Raw genomic sequence first — 18,448 nt, forward strand, 5'->3', positions numbered from 1 at the left:
TACGAATTGAAATTGATGAATAACGAAATATCTCCACTGTTTTTGCCCAATACCGAGCCGTTAAATGTAACGGTTCTCGTATTCAGTGGCGCTTCCCTGATGTGTGTTGCCTCGACAATTGACCCCATGCGAGCAGCGAACCGGGTTTCAGGCGCATCATTGTTCAAATGGCAAGTCGTTTCCCTTGACGGTAAACCCACCATGACGACCTGTGGCTTGCCTATCGCTGTTTCCGGTCAGTTTAATGCATCGGAAAAGGGCGATATGCTGCTGGTCGTCGGGGGCTTTGGCACTGCGGACATTGCACGCACGACATTCACCGCCAATCTTCGGCGGGCAGTACACAATTATCAAATGATCGGCGGCATCGAGGCAGGTTCATGGTTGCTCGGGCGTGCCGGACTATTGACCGGGCGTCGCGCAACCACCCATTGGGAGGATATGGAGGAGTTTACCGCAGAGTTTCCTGATGCGGACATCAGACCGGATCGCTATGTCATTGATGGCCCGGTTTTCACGAGCGGCGGCGCATCGCCGACTTTCGATCTCATGCTGCATTTGATCCGCTCGCGCTACGGCATGTCGGTCGCGCTCGATGTTGCAAGCGTGTTCATCTATGACGAGGCCCATGCGTCCAATGATGCACAGCCTTTGGTCTCACTCGGAAGGCTGGACAATGTGCATCCAAAGCTAGCGGTCGCTATCCGATTGATGGAAGGTCATATCGAGCAGCCGCTGACGGTTGGAGCAATCGCCAAACGATGCGGACTTAGTGCCCGAAGCCTTGAGAAGATATTTGCAAAAGCTGTCGGGGAAGGGCCGGGGCGGTACTATCTGCGCTTGCGCTTGAAAGTCGCGCGCCGACTAATCACCGATACCAAGTCGCCGCTTGCCGATATTGCTGCACGAACGGGATTTTCCTCTGCCGCAGCGTTCACCCGCACATTTCGGAGTTTTGAGGGCAAGCCGCCAAGTGCTTTCCGGCCTGTTCAATGAGAGTCGCTTTTGACAAAGCGATGAATTGCCCATCCATGCTTCAAGCTAAAACATCAATTTCCAGAGTCAGGAGCACTCGATGCTAATCAATCATCAGTCCGGAGAATTATACAGGTCAGCACCGATCTCCATGGAAAAGGAGTGGATTGACTATAATGGCCATCTGAACATGGCTTATTACAATGTAGTGTTTGATCGTGGTGGCGATGAGTTTCTGGCCGAGCTGGGCTTTGGGCCCCAATATGCCGCCGCACGCAGGCTTACGATATACACGGCGGAAGTGCATATTTGCTACGTTCAGGAAATTCATCTCGACCATCTCGTCACGGTTACAAGCCAACTCATTGATTTCGATGGCAAGCGCCTTCATACCTATAATGAGATTGTTCATGTGGACGGATGGCTGGCGGCGACCGCGGAAGTACTGTCATTGCATGTTGACATGAATGGTCCGAAAGTCGTGCCGTTTCCGGACGATGTGTTGCCAAAGCTTGAATTTTACAAAGAGGCACACGAGAAATTGCCAAGGCCTGAGCGCGTAGGCCGGGCAATAGGCATCAAGAGGAAGTGACACGGCTGAATTGATCGGCCAGCCAGTTCTCGAACTTTTTTATGCGTGCTTCGCCAACGCGCTCTTTGCGGCAGATCATATACCAGGCACCGGGCTGTGGCACCTTCAACGAGAACGGGGCGACCAGCCTGCCAGCCTTGATATCTTCCTGGACCAGAAAGTCAGGGGCAACGACAACTCCCTGACCATCGAGCGCCGATTGTAACGCCGCAAGATAGGTGTCGAACTTCAAAGTATCAGTTCTTGCCGTGTCGGTGATACCAGCAGCATCGAGCCAGGTGCCCCAGTCCTCCGGCGCAGTGTAAAGTGCCAGGCGGGGTACTTTTCCAAGAGCTTTGGCATCGGTATCCCCGGTAATGCGCTCAGCAACTGCCGGACTGCATACGGGTCGCATTTGGGCTTTTACCAATTGGCGATAATGCAGATTCATGCGCTCCGGACGTGTGGTATGGATAATGCCAATATCAGAGCTATCGATGTTCAATTCCCAATCCAGTTGGCTTGTGCCGATGCGGATGGCAAGATTTGGATTGATCTTCCGAAAGTCAGTCAAGCGCGGAATGAGCCAGCGAATGGCGAAGGTCGCATAGGTCTCGATGGCGAGATCGTCTGCAGTGCCGATACGGTTTATAAGTGCCGTGCCGCGTGCAATCTTTTCGAATGCGTCGCGCATATAGGGATAATACAGCGTTCCGGAATCTGTGAGCGAAACGCCGCGTGGCAGCCGCTCAAACAGCTTGACGCCAAGGATCGTTTCAAGCTCTGCAATGCGGTGGCTTATCGCAGACTGCGTCACCCCAAGTTCATCACCTGCAAGCCGAAAGCTCAAAAGCCGCGCTGATGCCTCAAAGGCTCGGAGCGAACCCAGCGGCGGTATTCTTGGCTTGGACATCATTGGTGAAAACTTTCACATTGAGACGGGTGAGAATAATTCATGTCTTTATGAGTAACCATCGCTTGAATGCTGCGCAATGCGGAATCATTCTAAACTGAGACGCGCACTTTGAGAAAACAAGCGTCCGGGAACAATGCTTTCGGAGAATAAAATGGGTGCAGAACAGGCATTTGCAGAAATTGCGCCGCCTCTGGAGAAGATTGATCGGCTAATCGCGGAACATAGAGCGGGTCATGGACTCGTTCGGGCCTTCTACATAGACCCGGATATCTATGCGCGGGATATGGAACGTGTGTTCCGCCGCCATTGGCATTGTATCGGGCATGCCAGCATTATCCCGAATGCCGGTGATTTTGAGCTGTTCAAGATTGATACGGAAGCTGTCATTGTTTCGCGCACGGAAGACGGTTCCATCCACGCATTTCTGAATGTCTGCCGCCATAGAGGCGCAGAGGTTTGCACAAAATCCAAGGGCAATGCGCGCTTTTTCGTGTGTCCCTATCATGCCTGGACCTATACCAATGATGGCAGCCTACGAGCTGCACGGCTTATGCCGAGAGATTTTGACCGCAACGCTCATGGATTGAAAAAATTGCATGTGCGTGTTGCTGAAGGCTTGATTTTCATCTGCTTTGCCGACGAACCTCTGGATTTTTCAGTTGTAGAGCAGTCACTGCGCACGACTTGCGGGCAATATGGCTGGGCGGATGCCAAAGTAGCACATCGGGAAACCTATCCAGTTGATGCCAACTGGAAGCTGGCCGTTGAAAATTACGTCGAATGCTATCATTGCGGTCCGGCTCATCCGGAATATTCGCAAACCCATGCGCTGGAGCAGCCCGCAGAGAAAATCGTAGAGCTTAATGCGCGTATGGAGCAGCGCACCTGCGCACTCGGTATAGATATTGCTACGGGAGATCATTGGCAAAATTCAGCGCAGGGATATGAGGCAATCCACACTTTCCGCTATGCGCTTTATGACGGCGTTTCGAGCGGCAGCGAGGATGGATCGCCAGTTGGTCCGCTAATGGGCCGCTTCACCCAATTTGATGGCGGGGTAACATCCATCCACCTTGGAGGCACGAGCTTTCTGGTCTGCTATCCAGACCATGGCATGATCTATCGCTTCATTCCGAAAACAGTCGATACGTGTGAAATGGAGTTGATCTGGCTGGTGCGAGGCGATGCCGAAGAAGGCAAGGATTACGATCTCGAAAAGCTTACCTGGTTGTGGAAAGTAACCACCGCCGAAGACAAGACGATTATCGAGCATACCTCGCGGGGTGTTCGTTCGCATTACTTTGTGCCGGGGCCAATCGCACCAATGGAATATAACGAGTTGCGGTACATCCAGTGGTACCTCGATGAAATCGCACGGGCCTGAAACAGCATGATAATGCGGGAGACTATGTATGTCTGATTTTCCAACATCGGCGCGCGTCGTCATCATAGGCGGCGGGGCGGTCGGTGTTTCTTCGCTTTATCACCTCGCAAAAGCAGGCTGGACGGATTGTGTGCTGCTTGAGAAAAACGAGCTGACATCAGGTTCCACTTGGCATGCGGCGGGCAACGTACCCACATTTTCGGCTTCGTGGTCCGTAATGAATATGCAGCGTTATTCAGCCGAGCTTTATCGGGGGCTCGCTGCCGAAGTTGACTACCCAATGAATTATCATGTCACCGGTTCGTTGCGCCTTGCTCATACCAAGGAGCGCATGCGCGAGTTTCAGCGCGTCAAGAGCATGGGCCGATATCAAGGAATGGATATTGACGTGCTGGGCGTTGACGAAATCAATGGCCGCTATCCATTCATTGCGACGCATGAGCTGGCCGGTGCACTTTACGATCCCAATGATGGAGATATTGACCCGGCACAGCTCACGCAGGCTTTGGCAAAAGGCGCGCGTGATTTGGGCGCCAAGATTATTCGGTTCTGTCCCGTTACAGGCGCGCGGCGCGAAAATGAAGAGTGGATCATTACAACCCCGCAAGGCGAAATTCGCTGCGAATATGTAGTCAATGCAGCTGGCTATCGCGCGCAAGAAATTGGAAAATTGTTTGGGCGCGATGTCCCTATGATGGTGATGAGCCATCAATATTTGCTCTTTGATGAAATTCCGGAAATTGCAGCATGGTCTAGGGAGCACGGCCAAAAGCTACCGCTTCTCCGCGATGTCGATTCCTCTTATTACCTTCGACAAGAAAAGAACGGTATGAATCTTGGGCCTTATGAGCGCAATTGCCGTGCGCATTGGGCAACAGCAGACGATCCAATGCCGGACGATTTCTCTTTCCAGCTTTTCCCGGATGATCTTGAGCGATTGGAGTGGTATCTCAACGATGCAATCGCGCGTGTTCCCATCCTCGGGACTGCCGGATTGTCGAAAATCATTAATGGTCCCATTCCTTATGTTCCAGACGGCAATCCGCTGATCGGACCTATGCCCGGTGTTCCCAATGCGTTTGAGGCATGTGTATTTACATTCGGCATTGCACAGGCCGGAGGAGCAGGAAAAGTGCTCGCAGAATGGGTGATGGAGGGCGCGACCGAGTGGGATATGTGGTCCTGCGATCCACGCCGCTTTACCGGCTTTACGGATAAGGACTACTGCGTTGCCAAGGGCATGGAAGTCTACGGGCACGAATATGCCATTCATTTCCCCCGTCATACTTGGCCAGCAGGGCGCAATAAAAAGCTTTCGCCAATCCATGATCGTATTGCAGGATTGGGCGCGCAGTTCGGCGCATATAATGGTTGGGAACGGGCAAACTGGTATGCGCAACCCAGCGATGATATTTCCGAAGAAGCGACACAGACTTTTACGCGGGAAGGGCCATGGCAAAAGCGCATCCGCGAAGAATGCCACGCGGTTCGCGATGCGGTCGGCATTCTCGATCTGCCGGGATTCTCGCGTTTTAAAGTGAGCGGTGAGGGTGCGCGCGCCTGGTTGACGACACTCGTCACAGGGATTGTGCCAAAGCCGGGCCGTATTGGACTCGGATATTTCTCGGATGACAAGGGCCGCGTTGTCACCGAAATGTCCATCATGGCCATTGATGAGGATGTATTCTTTCTCATTACTGCGGGTGTTGCAGAGTGGCATGACCGCGATTGGTTGATGAATCATCTTCCAAAAGATAGCGCCATTACGATCAGCAATGTTACAGATGATTTTTCATGCCAAATCGTCACGGGACCAAAAGCACGCGCATTGTTCAGTGATATTTGCGATGCGGACCTTGAGAAATCCTGGCTGTCGCATCAAACGACACAGATCGCCGGGCGCTATTGCCAATTGGTACGCGTGTCTTTTGCCGGTGAACTTGGCTGGGAAATTCATACGAAAATTGATGATACTGCGGCGATTTTCGACGCGGTTTTGGAAACCGGCCAGAAATACGGGATCAAGCCATTCGGCATGTTTGCACTTGATTCATTGCGCCTGGAAAAAGGTTATCGCGCTTGGAAGGGTGATCTTTCGACCGACTATACGCCCCTGCAAAGTGGTCTTGAGCGCTTTATCAAATGGGAGAAGCCAGAATTTCTCGGCAAGAGCGCGCTTGAAAGTGAAAAGCAGCAGGGAGTGAAGAAACGCTTTGTTACACTCACGGTGGAAGCCGGAGATTGTGACGCGCCGTATATGTCCACACTCTGGCATAATGGATCAATCGTGGGTGAAACCACGTCCGGTGGCTGGGGGCATCGCATTGATAAATCCATTGCCCTCGGCATGTTGAAAACTGAATTGACTGAACCTGGAACCGAAGTCGAAGTGGAAATCTTTGGCGAACGATACAAAGCAATGGTTCATCCGGATGAACCTCTCTGGGACCCAAAGAACGAAAGAATCCGCGCATGAGTTCTCTACCGGCCAAGGCCCGGGCCGTTATCATCGGCGGCGGTATTTCCGGCTGCTCTGTTGCATATCATCTGGCAAAGCTGGGGTGGACGGATATCGTCCTTCTCGAACGCAAACAGCTAACTTCCGGCACAACATGGCATGCTGCCGGGTTGATCGGACAGCTTCGTGCTTCGCAAAATATGACGCGTCTGGCGAAATATTCCGCCGATCTTTACGTCAAGCTCGAGGCCGAAACGGAAGTCGCCACTGGTATGCGACAGGTCGGATCAATTACAGTCGCGCTGACCGAAGAGCGCAAGCACGAAATATATCGGCAGGCGTCACTGGCGCGAGCATTTGATGTGGACGTTAGGGAAATATCTCCTAATGAAGTCAAGGAGATGTATCCGCATCTTAATATCGCGGATGTAGTTGGCGCTGTGCATCTGCCGCTGGATGGACAATGTGATCCTGGCAATATCGCCATGGCCTTGGCGAAAGGTGCGCGTCAGCGCGGCGCGAAGATTGTTGAGAATGTGAAGGTCACCGAGGTTCTCAAAAAGAATGGCCGGGTTGCGGGTGTGTCTTGGGCCAAGGGCGAGGAACAGGGAACAATCGAGACGGATGTTGTGATCAATTGCGCGGGAATGTGGGCGCGTGATCTGGCTGCGAGTTCCGGCGTCACTGTGCCACTGCATGCTTGCGAGCATTTCTATCTGGTTTCCGAGCCGATTGAGGGATTGGGGCGGTTGCCTGTACTTCGTGTCCCGGACGAATGCGCCTATTACAAAGAAGACGCCGGCAAGATGATGCTTGGCGCGTTCGAGCCCGTTGCCAAGCCATGGGGCATGAACGGCATTTCTGAAGATTTCTGCTTTGACCAGTTGCCTGAAGACTTTGAGCATTTTGAACCCATCCTCGAAATGGGTGTCAACCGAATGCCGATGCTCGGCACTGCTGGCATTCATACGTTTTTCAACGGCCCAGAAAGCTTCACGCCTGATGATCGGTATTATCTTGGTGAAGCGCCGGAATTGGGCGGTTATTGGGTTGCAGCCGGTTACAACTCGATCGGCATTGTATCTTCGGGCGGTGCTGGAATGGCGCTTGCGCAATGGATACATGATGGCGAAGCGCCATTCGATCTTTGGGAAGTCGATATTCGCCGCGCGCAACCATTCCAGAAAAACCGGCGCTATCTGAAAGAGCGCGTTTCTGAAACGCTTGGGCTGCTCTACGCCGATCATTTCCCATATCGCCAGATGGCAACATCGCGCAATATTCGTCGCTCGCCCATTCATGAACACCTCAAGGTGCGCGGCGCCGTTTTTGGCGAAGTTGCAGGTTGGGAGCGGGCAAACTGGTTTGCCCGAGAAGGCCAGGAACGCGAGTATCGCTATTCGTGGAAGCGGCAAAACTGGTTTGATAATCAACGCGACGAGCATTTGGCCGTACGCAACGGCGTCGGTCTGTTCGATATGACGTCATTCGGTAAAATCCGCATCGAGGGCCGCGATGCGCTTGCATTTCTGCAAAAGCTTTGTGCCAACCAGCTTGATGTGGAAGCCGGTCGCATCGTCTACACGCAAATGCTCAATAATCGCGGAGGGATTGAAAGCGACCTGACAGTCACGCGGCTTTCCGAGACGTCATTTCTGGCCGTCGTGCCCGGGGCTACTTTGCAACGCGATCTGGCCTGGATGCGCAAACATCTCAAGGACGAGTTTGTTGTCATCACAGACGCAACCGCCGCAGAATCGGTGCTTTGCCTCATGGGGCCAAAATCACGCGAGCTGATCCAGAAAATCAGCCCCAATGATTTTTCCAATGAAGCCAATCCTTTCGGTACGGCGCGGGAAATCGAGATTGGCATGGGGTTGGCGCGTGCACACCGCGTAACTTATGTCGGGGAACTTGGCTGGGAGCTATATGTCTCGACCGATCAGACGGCACATGTTTTCGAGCAGATCGAAGAGGCAGGGCGAGAACTCGGTTTAAAGCTCTGTGGGCTGCATACGCTTGATTCTTGCCGTATCGAGAAAGCCTTCAGGCATTTCGGCCACGACATCACCGATGAAGATCACATTCTGGAAGCGGGATTGGGCTTTGCGGTAAAGGTCGACAAGGGAAGCTTCATCGGTCGTGATGCCGTGTTGAAGAAAAAAGAGACCGGGCTTGATCGGCGACTTGTGCAGTTTCGCCTCAGCGATCCAGAACCATTGCTGTTTCACAACGAGGCAATCATACGCGACGGCGCGATAGTCGGGACGATTACATCGGGCAATTATGGGCATCATCTTGGTGGAGCAGTCGGCCTCGGCTACGTCCCCGCAAAGGGTGAGACTGCCGATCAAATATTGGCTTCCTCCTATGAAATCGAAATTGCCGGAACGCGCGTCAAGGCGGAGGCTTCGTTGAAGCCGATCTATGATCCGAAGGCAGAACGGGTGCGAATGTAAATTAACGAATAGGGGCAGTTTCGCGTTTGGAAAAGCTTAACCGAAGACGTTTGTTACTTGCCTGAAAATCCAGCAAAACGGGCATAATTCAGCCCGTTGCGCTGCAGTTTGCCTTACTGGTTAAAGCTAATTTTTCATGAATTCAGATGATTTTAACCAAATGCGTTCAGGAGCCGTTCATCTTTTTAAGTTAAGTTTTAGCTAATTGATCGCTATCCGGCTTTTTCCGGCAAGCATGAGCATGAACCAAGGCACACGACAATGACCATGATTTTCCAGCTGCGCGATACGCTTCGTATCGTCCGTGAATTTGTTGTTCCAAGCTATCGGCCAGAGCGCCATTATATGCGTGGTCCTGGACCGGCTTGCGCGCAACGCAATCACGGATCCAGCGTTCAGGCGTGATGATATACTCTCGCATCAAGCGGAGCCTCATCACGGGCACGCAATCCATAGTCGCGCATAACGGACGCGATCCTCAGCCGATAATCAGCAAAGATTCCGGCTCTGCCATCACTTTGGGCCATTCGATGTTCTTCGGTGTTGCGCCAAGCCGCAACTGATTCCTCGTCGCGCCAGAATGACAGTGACAGATAGCGGTTTTCATCCGATAGGCTGCGAAACCTTTCCACGGAAATAAATCCATCCATTGTTTCGAGTATTGGCCGCAGATTTGCGGCCCGCTCAAAATAGTCTTTGCCGCGTCCCTCTGCTGGCTCGACTTCGAAAATCACCGCTATCATTTGACTAATCCTCCATTCGTACCGGTCACAAGACGCAGAAAGGTTCGATCCTCGCGGCGAATAAAGCGTTTTTCCCTTGCGAATTCATAATTTGCTCGCCCAACCGGATCGGCCATAAGCCGGGAACGATATTCTTCATATGCGGCGAGATTTTCAATATTATATACCCCATAGGCCAGCGTAGATGACCCTTCATGTGGTGCATAATAGCCGATCAGGTCGGCTCCGCAGCGAGGAATCGCTTCATTCCAATTGCGGGCATATTCCTCAAATGCATCTTTCTGAAACGGGTCTATCTCATATTGGATGAAACAGGTGATAGGCATTTTCGTTGCTCCTTTGTGACTGTCTTCACTATGAGCGTGCAGAACTATTGATGCTTCGAGGATGATCGAAGTGTTGCAGCCTTTTGAACCTGTCAGGAGACTTTGCGATGCGTCTTGATAGTTCGACCATTTCCGAAGCAACATGGCCTTGCTTCGCTCAATGTCTCACAAGTGACAACACGGAACCGCACCATGCCCAACAATGCACGATTTGCAGAAATAGCAGCCCTTGCCGGAGATCCGGGGCGCGCCAGCATGCTCACCGGCCTTATGGACGGGCGTGCGTTGACCGCATCTGAATTAGCGCAGTTGGCCGGGGTTACAGCGCAGACTGCAAGCAGTCATTTGATGCGCATGACGGAAGCGGGCCTGTTACAGGTCGAAAAACAGGGCCGTCACCGCTATCATCGCCTTGCTTCCCCGGCAGTGGCGCAGATGATTGAAAGCATCATGCGACTGGCCGCACCTGCCGCATGCGGCAAGTCGGTCAGAACCGGGCCTCGTGATGCAGCATTGCGGGCAGGGCGCACATGCTACGACCACCTGGCGGGACATCTTGGCGTGTCCATTGCAGATACGTTGATCGATGCCGGTCATATTGATCTTGGAATCGATGCAGGCGAGGTGACATTGAGCGGAATCAAGCTGTTTGAAAGCGCGGGAATAAATGTTGAAACGATTACGGCAAAGAGCAGCCGTATTCTTTGCCGGCCATGCCTGGATTGGAGCGAGCGCAGGCCCCATCTCGCAGGCGCTATTGGTGCCGCTTTATGCAGCCACTGTTTCGATCAAGGTTGGATCAGGCGCATAGAAGGCACGCGTGCTGTCTCGATAACCCCCAATGGGCAGCGACAGCTACGCGCGACCTTTGGCGTTAACCTCGCCTAGACATGCCTTGTGATACCGCCATCGACGCGAATGTTTTGGCCGGTGATATAACCTGCATCGTCTGAAAGCAGGAAAGCTGCGGTTTTTGCGATTTCATTCATTGTGCCGACCCGTTTCATCGGCACATTGTCTCCGGTGCCTGGCTTGTGATCCAAACTATCGATAAAACCGGGTAAAAGCGCATTCATACGGATGTTATTTGCGCCATAACGATCAGCATAAAGCTTGGTATATGCGCCGACAGCAGCCCGATACGCGCAGGACACAGGGAATACCAAGCTTGGCTCAAATGCTGCAAAGGTGGTAATATTCACCCAGGCACCTTTGCCTTGCTTGAGCATATAAGGCGTTACAAGCCGCGCCATGCGAACAACGCTCAGAACCATCAGATCATTGCCAGCAACCCACTTTTCATCGGTTATGTCGATCAAATCGCCCTTCGGCGGATGGCCGGTGTGGTTGACGACCGCATCCACACGTCCATAGGCCTCGACGGTTTTATTCACGAGTTGCTCCAGATCGCTCGCCTCGCCAGCCGAACCCTTGATACCGATGCCCCCAAGCTCGGCAGCCAGTTCAACAGCGCTGCCCGATGGCGACATCAAGCCAAGCCTGTAGCCGCGATCGTGCAATTCCCGAGCTATGGCGGCGCCCATGCCGCGCCCTCCGCCAGTTATGATTGCGACGGGAGCTTGTGTTTTATCGGTCATCGTATTTGCCTTGATTTATTGAACTGGCAGAGCATGTTCGATCAATGCCATTGAAGCAAATGAATTTCAGGCCATACTTCGCTCAAATATATTGAACGATTGACAGGACAGGCCAAGGGAATTCGTTGGCGTTTTTTCGCCTAAATCAATTGTATATTCGCTGCCATATTCAACGGGGACTGATTCCATGATTAAGAAATTTGCCATCGCCTGTCTTGCGGCGACGTTTCTGGCAGGCTGTACAACGACTGACCCCTATACGGGCGAGCAGAAAATGTCGAACACCGCGGGCGGTGCTTTGATTGGTACGGCGGCTGGTGCTCTTGCCGGTCTGGCAGTTGGTGGCAGTGGACGGGCGCAGCGCAATGCCGTGCTGATCGGTGCTGGTCTTGGTGCCCTCGGTGGAGGTGCTATCGGCAATTACATGGATCGACAGGAATCGGAGTTGCGCGCGCAGCTGCAAGGTACCGGCGTATCCGTTACCCGGAATGGCGATCGCATCATTCTCAATATGCCGTCCGCCATCACCTTCAATATTGATCGCGACCAGGTAAAACCCGAGTTTTTCTCAACATTGGCGTCGGTTGCCGTTGTCTTGCGCAAGTTTGACCGGACCATTGTCGACGTTGCGGGTCACACGGACTCAACCGGCAGTATGGAACACAATCAGTTGCTCTCGGAGCGCCGCGCGCTTTCTGTTGCCAATTATCTGACGCAGCAGGGCATCGACAATCGCCGCTTCGACGTTCGTGGCTATGGCCCGACAGAGCCGGTCGCCAGCAATGCCAGCGAGTCCGGCCGCGCGCAAAACCGCCGCGTCGAGATTCAGATTTCGCCGCTTACCGAGTAGAGAGCGCCACCGCGATTTTTGCGGCGAGACGAGCATTATTTTCTACAAGGGCGATGTTTGCCACAAGACTCTCGCCCTTGGTTATCGTCAGTATTTCCGACAACAGGAATGGCGTTACGGCTTTACCGGTAATGCCATTTCTTGTGGCGCGGGAAAGTGCTTCGCTTATGTAGCCGGCCATGATTTCTGCAGGAATTTCGCTTGCCTGCGGAATGGGATTGGCAATCAACATGCCGCCAATAACGCCAATGGCTTCACGTGCTTTTTGAAAATCAGCAATGTTTTCGGCCGCATCAAGGCGCAGAGGCGCTTTGAGCGGGGATTGCCGCGACCAGAATGCCGGCATTGTATCTGAACCATAGACGATTACCGGCACGCCTTTTGTTTCAAGCACTTCGAGCGTTTTCTCAATATCCAGAATTGCCTTCGCGCCTGCCGACACGACGATAACGGGCGTGCGGCCAAGCTCTTCCAGATCCGCAGATATGTCAAAGCTGGTTTCTGCACCCTTGTGGACACCCCCGATACCTCCGGTGGCAAAAACCTTGATACCAGCAAGATGAGCGGCGAGCATTGTAGCTGCAACGGTTGTTCCCCCGGTGCGGCCTTCGGACAGCGCAAATGCCAAATCGGCTCGGGAGAGTTTCATCGCTCCCTTCACTTGCGCAAGTGCTTCGCGCTCTTCAATGGAAAGACCAATTTTCAATCTCCCATCGACGATAGCGATTGTAGCGGGAACAGCACCTTCCTGCGTGATGATGGCCTCCACATCGGCTGCCATGCGGCTATTGTCTGGATAGGGCATACCATGCGTAATTATTGTGCTTTCAAGGGCAACTACAGGCTTTCCTGCCGCGAGAGCGTTTTCCACATCACTGGAGATGTCCGTGTATTGGTTCAGGTTCATTGTCATTATCGCTTCCTTATGCGAGCGGATTTGCGGCGGGGATGCACGCAAGCGCTTGGTCGAATTCGTGTTGTGAAAATTTGGGGCTGGCTGAGTGGACCTGTAGCGTCAGCAAGGATGCGGCCATTCCTTCGCGGCACGCCTGCTCAAATGGCTCGCCGCGCATGAGTGCAGCAATGGTGCCTCCTGCTACTGCATCACCGGCGCCCGTTACATCTGCAATACCGGGAACCTCCGGCGGCTGGATCGTAAAGACGTCATCGCTGTTAAAGGCGAGCGCGGCGTTACCTCCATTGGTTATAATTGCGCTACGAAGCCCCTGATCGCGTAAAGCGGCATGAATTTGAGTAAGTGAGGCATCTTGCTCCAGGTCCGAAAGAGCCAAAGCCTCGCGCCGGTTCATGAAAAGGCAAGCAAGTTCGGGAAAGACAGGGCGCAAGCGGAGAGACTTTGCAGGGGAAATCGCCAAGGCGAAGATTGGCAGACTGCCGGCCAGCTCGGCAAGGCGCTTTAACCCTTCCGGCGGCAGGTTGGCATCACAGAATATCGCATTGGCGGATGAGATGGCATCACGCACCTTGCGACGGCGCAATTGCTTTGGCAGCGCAAGTTCGTAAAGCGCCATATCGGCGATGGCAGCAACCACGTCGCCGTTTTCATCGAGGATAGCCGTATAGCTTGGCGTGGGCCGATCCATAAACACGACAGAACTGTCCTTTATGCCTGCCAATTCCATTGCCAATGCCACCGCATCCCCGGCAGGATCCGCACCCCGCACCGAAAGAATATCAGCTGAAATGCCGCGCTGCACCGCTAGCCTGAGGGCGTTGAAAACACCGCCGCCGGCTTCTTCGCGCATAATTCCGGGATTGGAGGCTCCAGGAACAAAAGGTACTGTGCTTTGGCCCCGCCGGTCGAGATGAGCACCGCCGACAGCAAAGAGCAGCGGTTTAATATATGTGGCCATGGTTGAAAACTTGCCTGGATAAAACTGAAGGTTGCGACGTTGATCGCGTTCCTCTTTCTCTAGACCGCGGAATCGCCCGACGCAACAATGAGAGCGATTCGACCACATCGAGCGATCTTAACCCCGGTGCTTGGTAAAACAGGTCAAAACAAAATGTGGACGGCGGTGGCAGTCATGACAAGAACATTATGGGAACAAAATTGATTTCTATATTAATTTCAGCTACATAGCGCTATTGCAAAATAAGAACAAAGCAGATACAAATAAGTTCACAAACAGGAACATCCGGACTTCATGCATATCACAGGGGTAGTGTAACATGGCTCAGAATTCTTTGCGGTTGGTTGAGGGTAATTCGGTGGATAAAACTAAAGCGCTTGATGCGGCATTGTCGCAGATTGAAAGATCCTTTGGTAAGGGGTCGATTATGCGGCTGGGGCGCAACGAGCAGGTCGTTGAGATTGAAACTGTGCCTACCGGTTCATTGTCGCTCGACATTGCGCTCGGTGTTGGCGGTCTTCCCAAGGGACGTATCGTAGAAATTTATGGACCGGAAAGTTCTGGTAAGACGACGCTCGCACTGCATACAATTGCAGAAGCGCAGAAGAAGGGCGGGATTTGCGCCTTTGTCGATGCGGAACACGCGCTTGATCCGGTCTATGCACGCAAGCTCGGCGTTGATCTGGAGAATTTGCTGATCTCCCAGCCCGATACGGGGGAGCAGGCGCTTGAAATCACCGATACGCTGGTTCGTTCTGGCGCAATCGATGTTTTGGTTATCGACTCTGTTGCTGCACTGACACCACGTGCCGAAATTGAAGGCGAAATGGGCGATAGCCTGCCAGGCTTGCAGGCTCGGTTGATGAGTCAGGCACTGCGCAAGCTGACAGCTTCGATTTCACGTTCCAACTGCATGGTCATTTTCATCAACCAGATCCGCATGAAGATCGGCGTGATGTTTGGCTCGCCCGAAACAACGACTGGCGGCAATGCGCTTAAATTCTACGCTTCGGTTCGCCTTGATATTCGGCGCATCGGTTCGCTAAAAGAGCGTGATGAAGTCGTGGGCAATCAGACTCGTGTAAAAGTGGTCAAGAACAAGCTTGCTCCGCCCTTCAAGCAGGTTGAATTCGATATCATGTATGGTGAAGGTGTTTCGAAGACGGGTGAACTTGTTGATCTTGGTGTCAAGGCTGGACTGGTCGAAAAGTCTGGATCCTGGTTCTCCTATAATTCGCAGCGCCTCGGTCAGGGCCGAGACAATGCCAAATTGTTCTTGAAGGAAAATCCCGATCTGGCCAATGAGATCGAACTTGCAATCCGCCAGAATGCGGGATTGATCTCCGAGCAGATGCTCGACAAGGGTCCGAATGATATTGAGGATGATGACAATTTGGATGCTGCTGAAGGCTAAGCCGATAAACAGCGTTATTTGATAGTTGCAATAACCCGCACACCTTCAAGGTTGCGGGTTTTTTGTAATCCATTGCCGCGGGAAGAGGGATTTTCTGGACAGCGGCAGAACGCATCGCTACAAGCGTTTCGTTCTATCCCTTCATTTTGGGGAAGTAGTGAATCCGCATTGGATATACAGGATCAGAGGCTGAGAATTATGAGTGGCGTCAACGAGATACGGTCGACATTTCTGAACTATTTTAAGAAGAACGGCCATGAGATTGTCGCGTCGAGCCCGCTTGTGCCCCGCAATGATCCGACGCTGATGTTTACCAATGCCGGAATGGTCCAGTTCAAGAATGTTTTCACAGGTGTTGAGCAGCGCCCCTATAACCGCGCGACGACTTCGCAAAAATGCGTGCGAGCAGGCGGCAAGCATAATGATCTGGATAATGTCGGCTATACTGCCCGTCATCATACCTTCTTCGAAATGCTGGGCAATTTTTCCTTTGGCGATTACTTCAAGGAAGAAGCGATTTCTCTCGCCTGGAATTTGATCACCAAGGAGTTTGGCCTGGACAAGGACAAATTGCTTGTGACCGTCTATCATACGGACGACGCTGCTGCGGAATACTGGAAAAAAATCGCAGGCCTTTCGGATGACCGGATCATTCGCATTGCGACCAGTGATAATTTCTGGGCCATGGGCGATACCGGACCTTGTGGGCCTTGCTCTGAAATATTCTACGATCACGGCGAGGATATTTGGGGCGGTCCTCCCGGTAGCGCAAATGAGGACGGAGATCGCTTTATCGAGATCTGGAATCTGGTCTTCATGCAGTTCGAGCAATTGACCAAGGAAGAGCGGATAGAGCTGCCACGTCCCTCTATTGATACCGGAATGGGGCTTGAACGCCTTGCTGCCGTGCTTCAGAACGAGCATGACAATTATGATATTGATCTGTTTCGTGCGTTGATCCGGGCATCGGAAGATGCAACCGGCGTGAAAGCCGAAGGTAAGTTTCGCGCCAGTCATCGTGTGATCGCTGATCATCTGCGCTCGGCAAGCTTCCTTATTGCCGATGGCGTGCTGCCATCCAACGAAGGCCGTGGCTATGTGCTTCGGCGCATTATGCGCCGCGCCATGCGCCATGCGCAATTGCTCGGTGCCCGCGATCCGCTGATGTGGCGTTTGCTTCCGGCTTTGGTGCGGGAAATGGGACAGGCCTATCCAGAGCTTGTTCGCGCAGAGTCGTTGATCTCGGAAACGCTCAAATTAGAGGAAACACGCTTCCGCAAGACATTGGAGCGTGGTCTTGGACTTTTGGGCGATGCAACGGAATCTTTGGGTGAGGGCGACAGCCTGGATGGCGAAACCGCATTCAAGCTATATGACACTTTTGGCTTTCCGCTTGATTTGACGCAGGATGCTTTGCGTCAGCGCGGCATCAATGTCGATACCGATGGGTTCTCCGCTGCCATGGAGCGGCAGAAGGCTGAAGCGCGAGCGCATTGGTCAGGTTCCGGTGACGCTGCTACCGAAACTGTGTGGTTCTCGGTTCGAGACAAGGTGGGCTCGACCGAATTTCTCGGCTATGAGACGGAGAAAGCCGAAGGCGTTGTCACCGCATTGGTTCAAAACGGCAAAACGGTCGACAGTGCCAGCGAAGGGCAATCCGTATCTGTTGTGGTCAATCAAACACCATTTTATGGCGAGTCCGGTGGTCAGCAGGGCGATACGGGCGTAATTACCGGTGAAGGCTTCAGCATCACCATCAGCGATACGCAGAAGAAAAATGATGGCGTGTTCGTTCATATTGGCACAGTCACCAAGGGCACAGTAAAAGTGGATGCGGCGGTTGAGCTTGTCGTGGATAGCGCTCGTCGCAACCGCATTCGCTCCAACCACTCGGCAACGCATTTATTGCATGAGGCTTTGCGCGAAACATTAGGAACCCATGTGGCGCAGAAGGGATCGCTTGTTGCGCCTGATCGCCTGCGTTTCGACTTCTCACATCCCAAGCCGATTTCCGACAAGGAACTTGCGGCGATTGAAGATCTTGCCAATGAAATTGTTTTGCAGAACGCGCCCGTTTCAACGCGGCTGATGGCGGTTGATGATGCAATTGCCGAAGGCGCAATGGCATTGTTCGGAGAAAAATACGGAGACGAGGTGCGTGTCGTTTCGATGGGCACTGCGCTTCACGGAGAAAAGGCCGGAAAAAGTTATTCCACAGAGCTTTGCGGCGGCACGCATGTGCGCGCAACGGGCGATATTGGTCTTATTCGCGTTGTTTCTGAAAGCGCGGTGGCAGCTGGTGTTCGTCGCATGGAAGCGTTGACGGGCGAAGCTGCCCGCCGTTATCTCGAAGAGCAGGATGACCGGGTAAAGGCAATTGCGGGCGCACTCAAATCATCGCCCGCCGACGCATTGTCTCGTGTAACGGCACTCATCGACGAACGGCGCAAGCTTGAACGCGAACTTACCGAAGCGCGCAAACAGCTCGCTTTGGGAGGCGCAGCATCTGCCGGTGCCAAGTCTGAAACCATCAATGGCGTGGGTTTCCTTGGTAAAGTGGTTTCCGGTGTCAATCCACGCGACCTCAAGCCATTGGCAGATGATGCCAAGAAAACAGTTGGCTCTGGCATCGTCGCTTTTGTTGGCGTCTCGGACGATGGAAAGGCAAGTGCTGTGGTTGGCGTTACCGACGATCTGCTCGGGAAGTACAGCGCTGTCGAACTCGTCCGCATTGCATCTGCGGCGCTGGGCGGTGCTGGCGGGGGCGGTCGCCCGGACATGGCGCAGGCCGGGGGTCCCGATGGGGCAAAGGCGGAAGAGGCAGTCTCTGCGGTTCGTCAAGCTTTGCTGAATTAATTTTCGTACTCCTACCCGAGTGTA

At 53.1% G+C, this 18,448-nt stretch carries 16 protein-coding genes; 10 read left to right on the forward strand and 6 right to left on the reverse strand.

Features of this window, described 5'->3' with window-relative positions:
* The first annotated feature begins 15 nt into the window (after positions 1 to 15).
* Positions 16 to 996, forward strand: a complete 981-nt coding sequence (locus V9K92_RS19420) for a helix-turn-helix domain-containing protein (protein ID WP_115052968.1) — start codon at positions 16 to 18, stop codon at positions 994 to 996.
* Between the two features lie 79 nt (positions 997 to 1,075).
* Complete coding sequence (locus tag V9K92_RS19425; RefSeq protein WP_337354703.1) at positions 1,076 to 1,567, forward strand: thioesterase family protein; 492 nt, start codon at positions 1,076 to 1,078, stop codon at positions 1,565 to 1,567.
* On the opposite strand, the gene V9K92_RS19430 is transcribed toward V9K92_RS19425, so the two are convergent.
* Complete coding sequence (locus V9K92_RS19430) at positions 1,554 to 2,462, reverse strand: LysR substrate-binding domain-containing protein (protein ID WP_337354704.1); 909 nt, start codon at positions 2,460 to 2,462, stop codon at positions 1,554 to 1,556. The two genes, V9K92_RS19425 and V9K92_RS19430, sit on opposite strands and share 14 nt — an antisense overlap.
* Before the next feature lie 151 nt (positions 2,463 to 2,613).
* Here V9K92_RS19430 and V9K92_RS19435 point away from each other — a divergent pair, with 151 nt between their 5' ends.
* The 4 genes from V9K92_RS19435 (at position 2,614) to V9K92_RS19450 (ending at position 9,168) form a co-directional block, all read left to right on the forward strand.
* Entirely contained in the window at positions 2,614 to 3,846 is a 1,233-nt protein-coding gene (locus tag V9K92_RS19435; protein ID WP_337354705.1) for an aromatic ring-hydroxylating oxygenase subunit alpha, read from the forward strand.
* Positions 3,847 to 3,874: 28 nt separating this feature from the next.
* Complete coding sequence (locus tag V9K92_RS19440; RefSeq protein ID WP_337354706.1) at positions 3,875 to 6,322, forward strand: GcvT family protein; 2,448 nt, start codon at positions 3,875 to 3,877, stop codon at positions 6,320 to 6,322.
* A complete protein-coding gene (locus V9K92_RS19445) occupies positions 6,319 to 8,763 on the forward strand; it encodes a GcvT family protein (RefSeq protein ID WP_337354707.1) in 2,445 nt (814 codons plus the stop codon). The genes V9K92_RS19440 and V9K92_RS19445 overlap by 4 nt, the downstream gene beginning before the upstream one ends.
* Before the next feature lie 261 nt (positions 8,764 to 9,024).
* Positions 9,025 to 9,168: a hypothetical protein gene (locus V9K92_RS19450; RefSeq protein WP_337354708.1), complete on the forward strand. Its 144-nt coding sequence runs from the start codon at positions 9,025 to 9,027 to the stop codon at positions 9,166 to 9,168.
* Here the strand turns inward: V9K92_RS19450 and V9K92_RS19455 are convergent.
* Positions 9,159 to 9,506, reverse strand: a complete 348-nt coding sequence (locus V9K92_RS19455; protein WP_115052974.1) for an antibiotic biosynthesis monooxygenase family protein — start codon at positions 9,504 to 9,506, stop codon at positions 9,159 to 9,161. The genes V9K92_RS19450 and V9K92_RS19455 overlap by 10 nt on opposite strands.
* Positions 9,503 to 9,832: an NIPSNAP family protein gene (locus tag V9K92_RS19460; protein WP_307285298.1), complete on the reverse strand. Its 330-nt coding sequence runs from the start codon at positions 9,830 to 9,832 to the stop codon at positions 9,503 to 9,505. Before V9K92_RS19460 ends, V9K92_RS19455 begins: the two co-directional genes overlap by 4 nt.
* A 192-nt stretch (positions 9,833 to 10,024) precedes the next feature.
* On the opposite strand from V9K92_RS19460, the gene V9K92_RS19465 reads away from it, so the two are divergent.
* Positions 10,025 to 10,720: an ArsR/SmtB family transcription factor gene (locus V9K92_RS19465; protein WP_336440045.1), complete on the forward strand. Its 696-nt coding sequence runs from the start codon at positions 10,025 to 10,027 to the stop codon at positions 10,718 to 10,720.
* Here V9K92_RS19465 and V9K92_RS19470 read toward each other — a convergent pair.
* Positions 10,717 to 11,430 carry an SDR family oxidoreductase gene (locus V9K92_RS19470; RefSeq protein WP_337354709.1) on the reverse strand — a complete coding sequence of 238 codons (714 nt, stop codon included), beginning with the start codon at positions 11,428 to 11,430 and terminating at the stop codon, positions 10,717 to 10,719. The genes V9K92_RS19465 and V9K92_RS19470 overlap by 4 nt on opposite strands.
* Before the next feature lie 187 nt (positions 11,431 to 11,617).
* On the opposite strand from V9K92_RS19470, the gene V9K92_RS19475 reads away from it, so the two are divergent.
* Positions 11,618 to 12,280, forward strand: a complete 663-nt coding sequence (locus V9K92_RS19475) for an OmpA family protein (RefSeq protein WP_307285291.1) — start codon at positions 11,618 to 11,620, stop codon at positions 12,278 to 12,280.
* Here the strand turns inward: V9K92_RS19475 and V9K92_RS19480 are convergent.
* Entirely contained in the window at positions 12,270 to 13,193 is a 924-nt protein-coding gene (locus V9K92_RS19480) for a pseudouridine-5'-phosphate glycosidase (RefSeq protein WP_337354710.1), read from the reverse strand. The genes V9K92_RS19475 and V9K92_RS19480 overlap by 11 nt on opposite strands.
* Before the next feature lie 10 nt (positions 13,194 to 13,203).
* Positions 13,204 to 14,154, reverse strand: a complete 951-nt coding sequence (locus V9K92_RS19485) for a carbohydrate kinase family protein (RefSeq protein ID WP_336440048.1) — start codon at positions 14,152 to 14,154, stop codon at positions 13,204 to 13,206.
* Between the two features lie 319 nt (positions 14,155 to 14,473).
* Between V9K92_RS19485 and recA the strand changes: the two genes are divergently transcribed.
* Together recA and alaS are read left to right on the forward strand one after the other, a co-directional pair.
* The gene (recA, locus tag V9K92_RS19490; protein ID WP_115052980.1) at positions 14,474 to 15,568 is read left to right on the forward strand and encodes a recombinase RecA; all 1,095 of its coding nucleotides are present in this window, start codon (positions 14,474 to 14,476) and stop codon (positions 15,566 to 15,568) included.
* A gap of 198 nt (positions 15,569 to 15,766) precedes the next feature.
* Positions 15,767 to 18,424, forward strand: coding sequence for an alanine--tRNA ligase (gene alaS / locus V9K92_RS19495; protein WP_337354711.1), 2,658 nt, complete (start codon positions 15,767 to 15,769; stop codon positions 18,422 to 18,424).
* Positions 18,425 to 18,448 lie beyond the last annotated feature (24 nt).

It is taken from the genome of Phyllobacterium sp. CCNWLW109 (assembly GCF_037203905.1).
Classification (GTDB): Bacteria; Pseudomonadota; Alphaproteobacteria; order Rhizobiales; family Rhizobiaceae; genus Phyllobacterium; species Phyllobacterium ifriqiyense.

Coding starts and splice junctions, on each gene's coding strand:
- V9K92_RS19435 (WP_337354705.1), top strand. CDS start 2,614: ATGGGTGCAGAACAGGCATTTGCAGAAATTGCGCCGCCTCTGGAGAAG.
- V9K92_RS19455 (WP_115052974.1), bottom strand. CDS start 9,506: ATGATAGCGGTGATTTTCGAAGTCGAGCCAGCAGAGGGACGCGGCAAA.
- V9K92_RS19470 (WP_337354709.1), bottom strand. CDS start 11,430: ATGACCGATAAAACACAAGCTCCCGTCGCAATCATAACTGGCGGAGGG.
- V9K92_RS19460 (WP_307285298.1), bottom strand. CDS start 9,832: ATGCCTATCACCTGTTTCATCCAATATGAGATAGACCCGTTTCAGAAA.
- V9K92_RS19480 (WP_337354710.1), bottom strand. CDS start 13,193: ATGACAATGAACCTGAACCAATACACGGACATCTCCAGTGATGTGGAA.
- V9K92_RS19450 (WP_337354708.1), top strand. CDS start 9,025: ATGACCATGATTTTCCAGCTGCGCGATACGCTTCGTATCGTCCGTGAA.
- V9K92_RS19485 (WP_336440048.1), bottom strand. CDS start 14,154: ATGGCCACATATATTAAACCGCTGCTCTTTGCTGTCGGCGGTGCTCAT.
- V9K92_RS19465 (WP_336440045.1), top strand. CDS start 10,025: ATGCCCAACAATGCACGATTTGCAGAAATAGCAGCCCTTGCCGGAGAT.
- V9K92_RS19440 (WP_337354706.1), top strand. CDS start 3,875: ATGTCTGATTTTCCAACATCGGCGCGCGTCGTCATCATAGGCGGCGGG.
- V9K92_RS19425 (WP_337354703.1), top strand. CDS start 1,076: ATGCTAATCAATCATCAGTCCGGAGAATTATACAGGTCAGCACCGATC.
- recA (WP_115052980.1), top strand. CDS start 14,474: ATGGCTCAGAATTCTTTGCGGTTGGTTGAGGGTAATTCGGTGGATAAA.
- alaS (WP_337354711.1), top strand. CDS start 15,767: ATGAGTGGCGTCAACGAGATACGGTCGACATTTCTGAACTATTTTAAG.
- V9K92_RS19475 (WP_307285291.1), top strand. CDS start 11,618: ATGATTAAGAAATTTGCCATCGCCTGTCTTGCGGCGACGTTTCTGGCA.
- V9K92_RS19420 (WP_115052968.1), top strand. CDS start 16: ATGAATAACGAAATATCTCCACTGTTTTTGCCCAATACCGAGCCGTTA.
- V9K92_RS19445 (WP_337354707.1), top strand. CDS start 6,319: ATGAGTTCTCTACCGGCCAAGGCCCGGGCCGTTATCATCGGCGGCGGT.
- V9K92_RS19430 (WP_337354704.1), bottom strand. CDS start 2,462: ATGATGTCCAAGCCAAGAATACCGCCGCTGGGTTCGCTCCGAGCCTTT.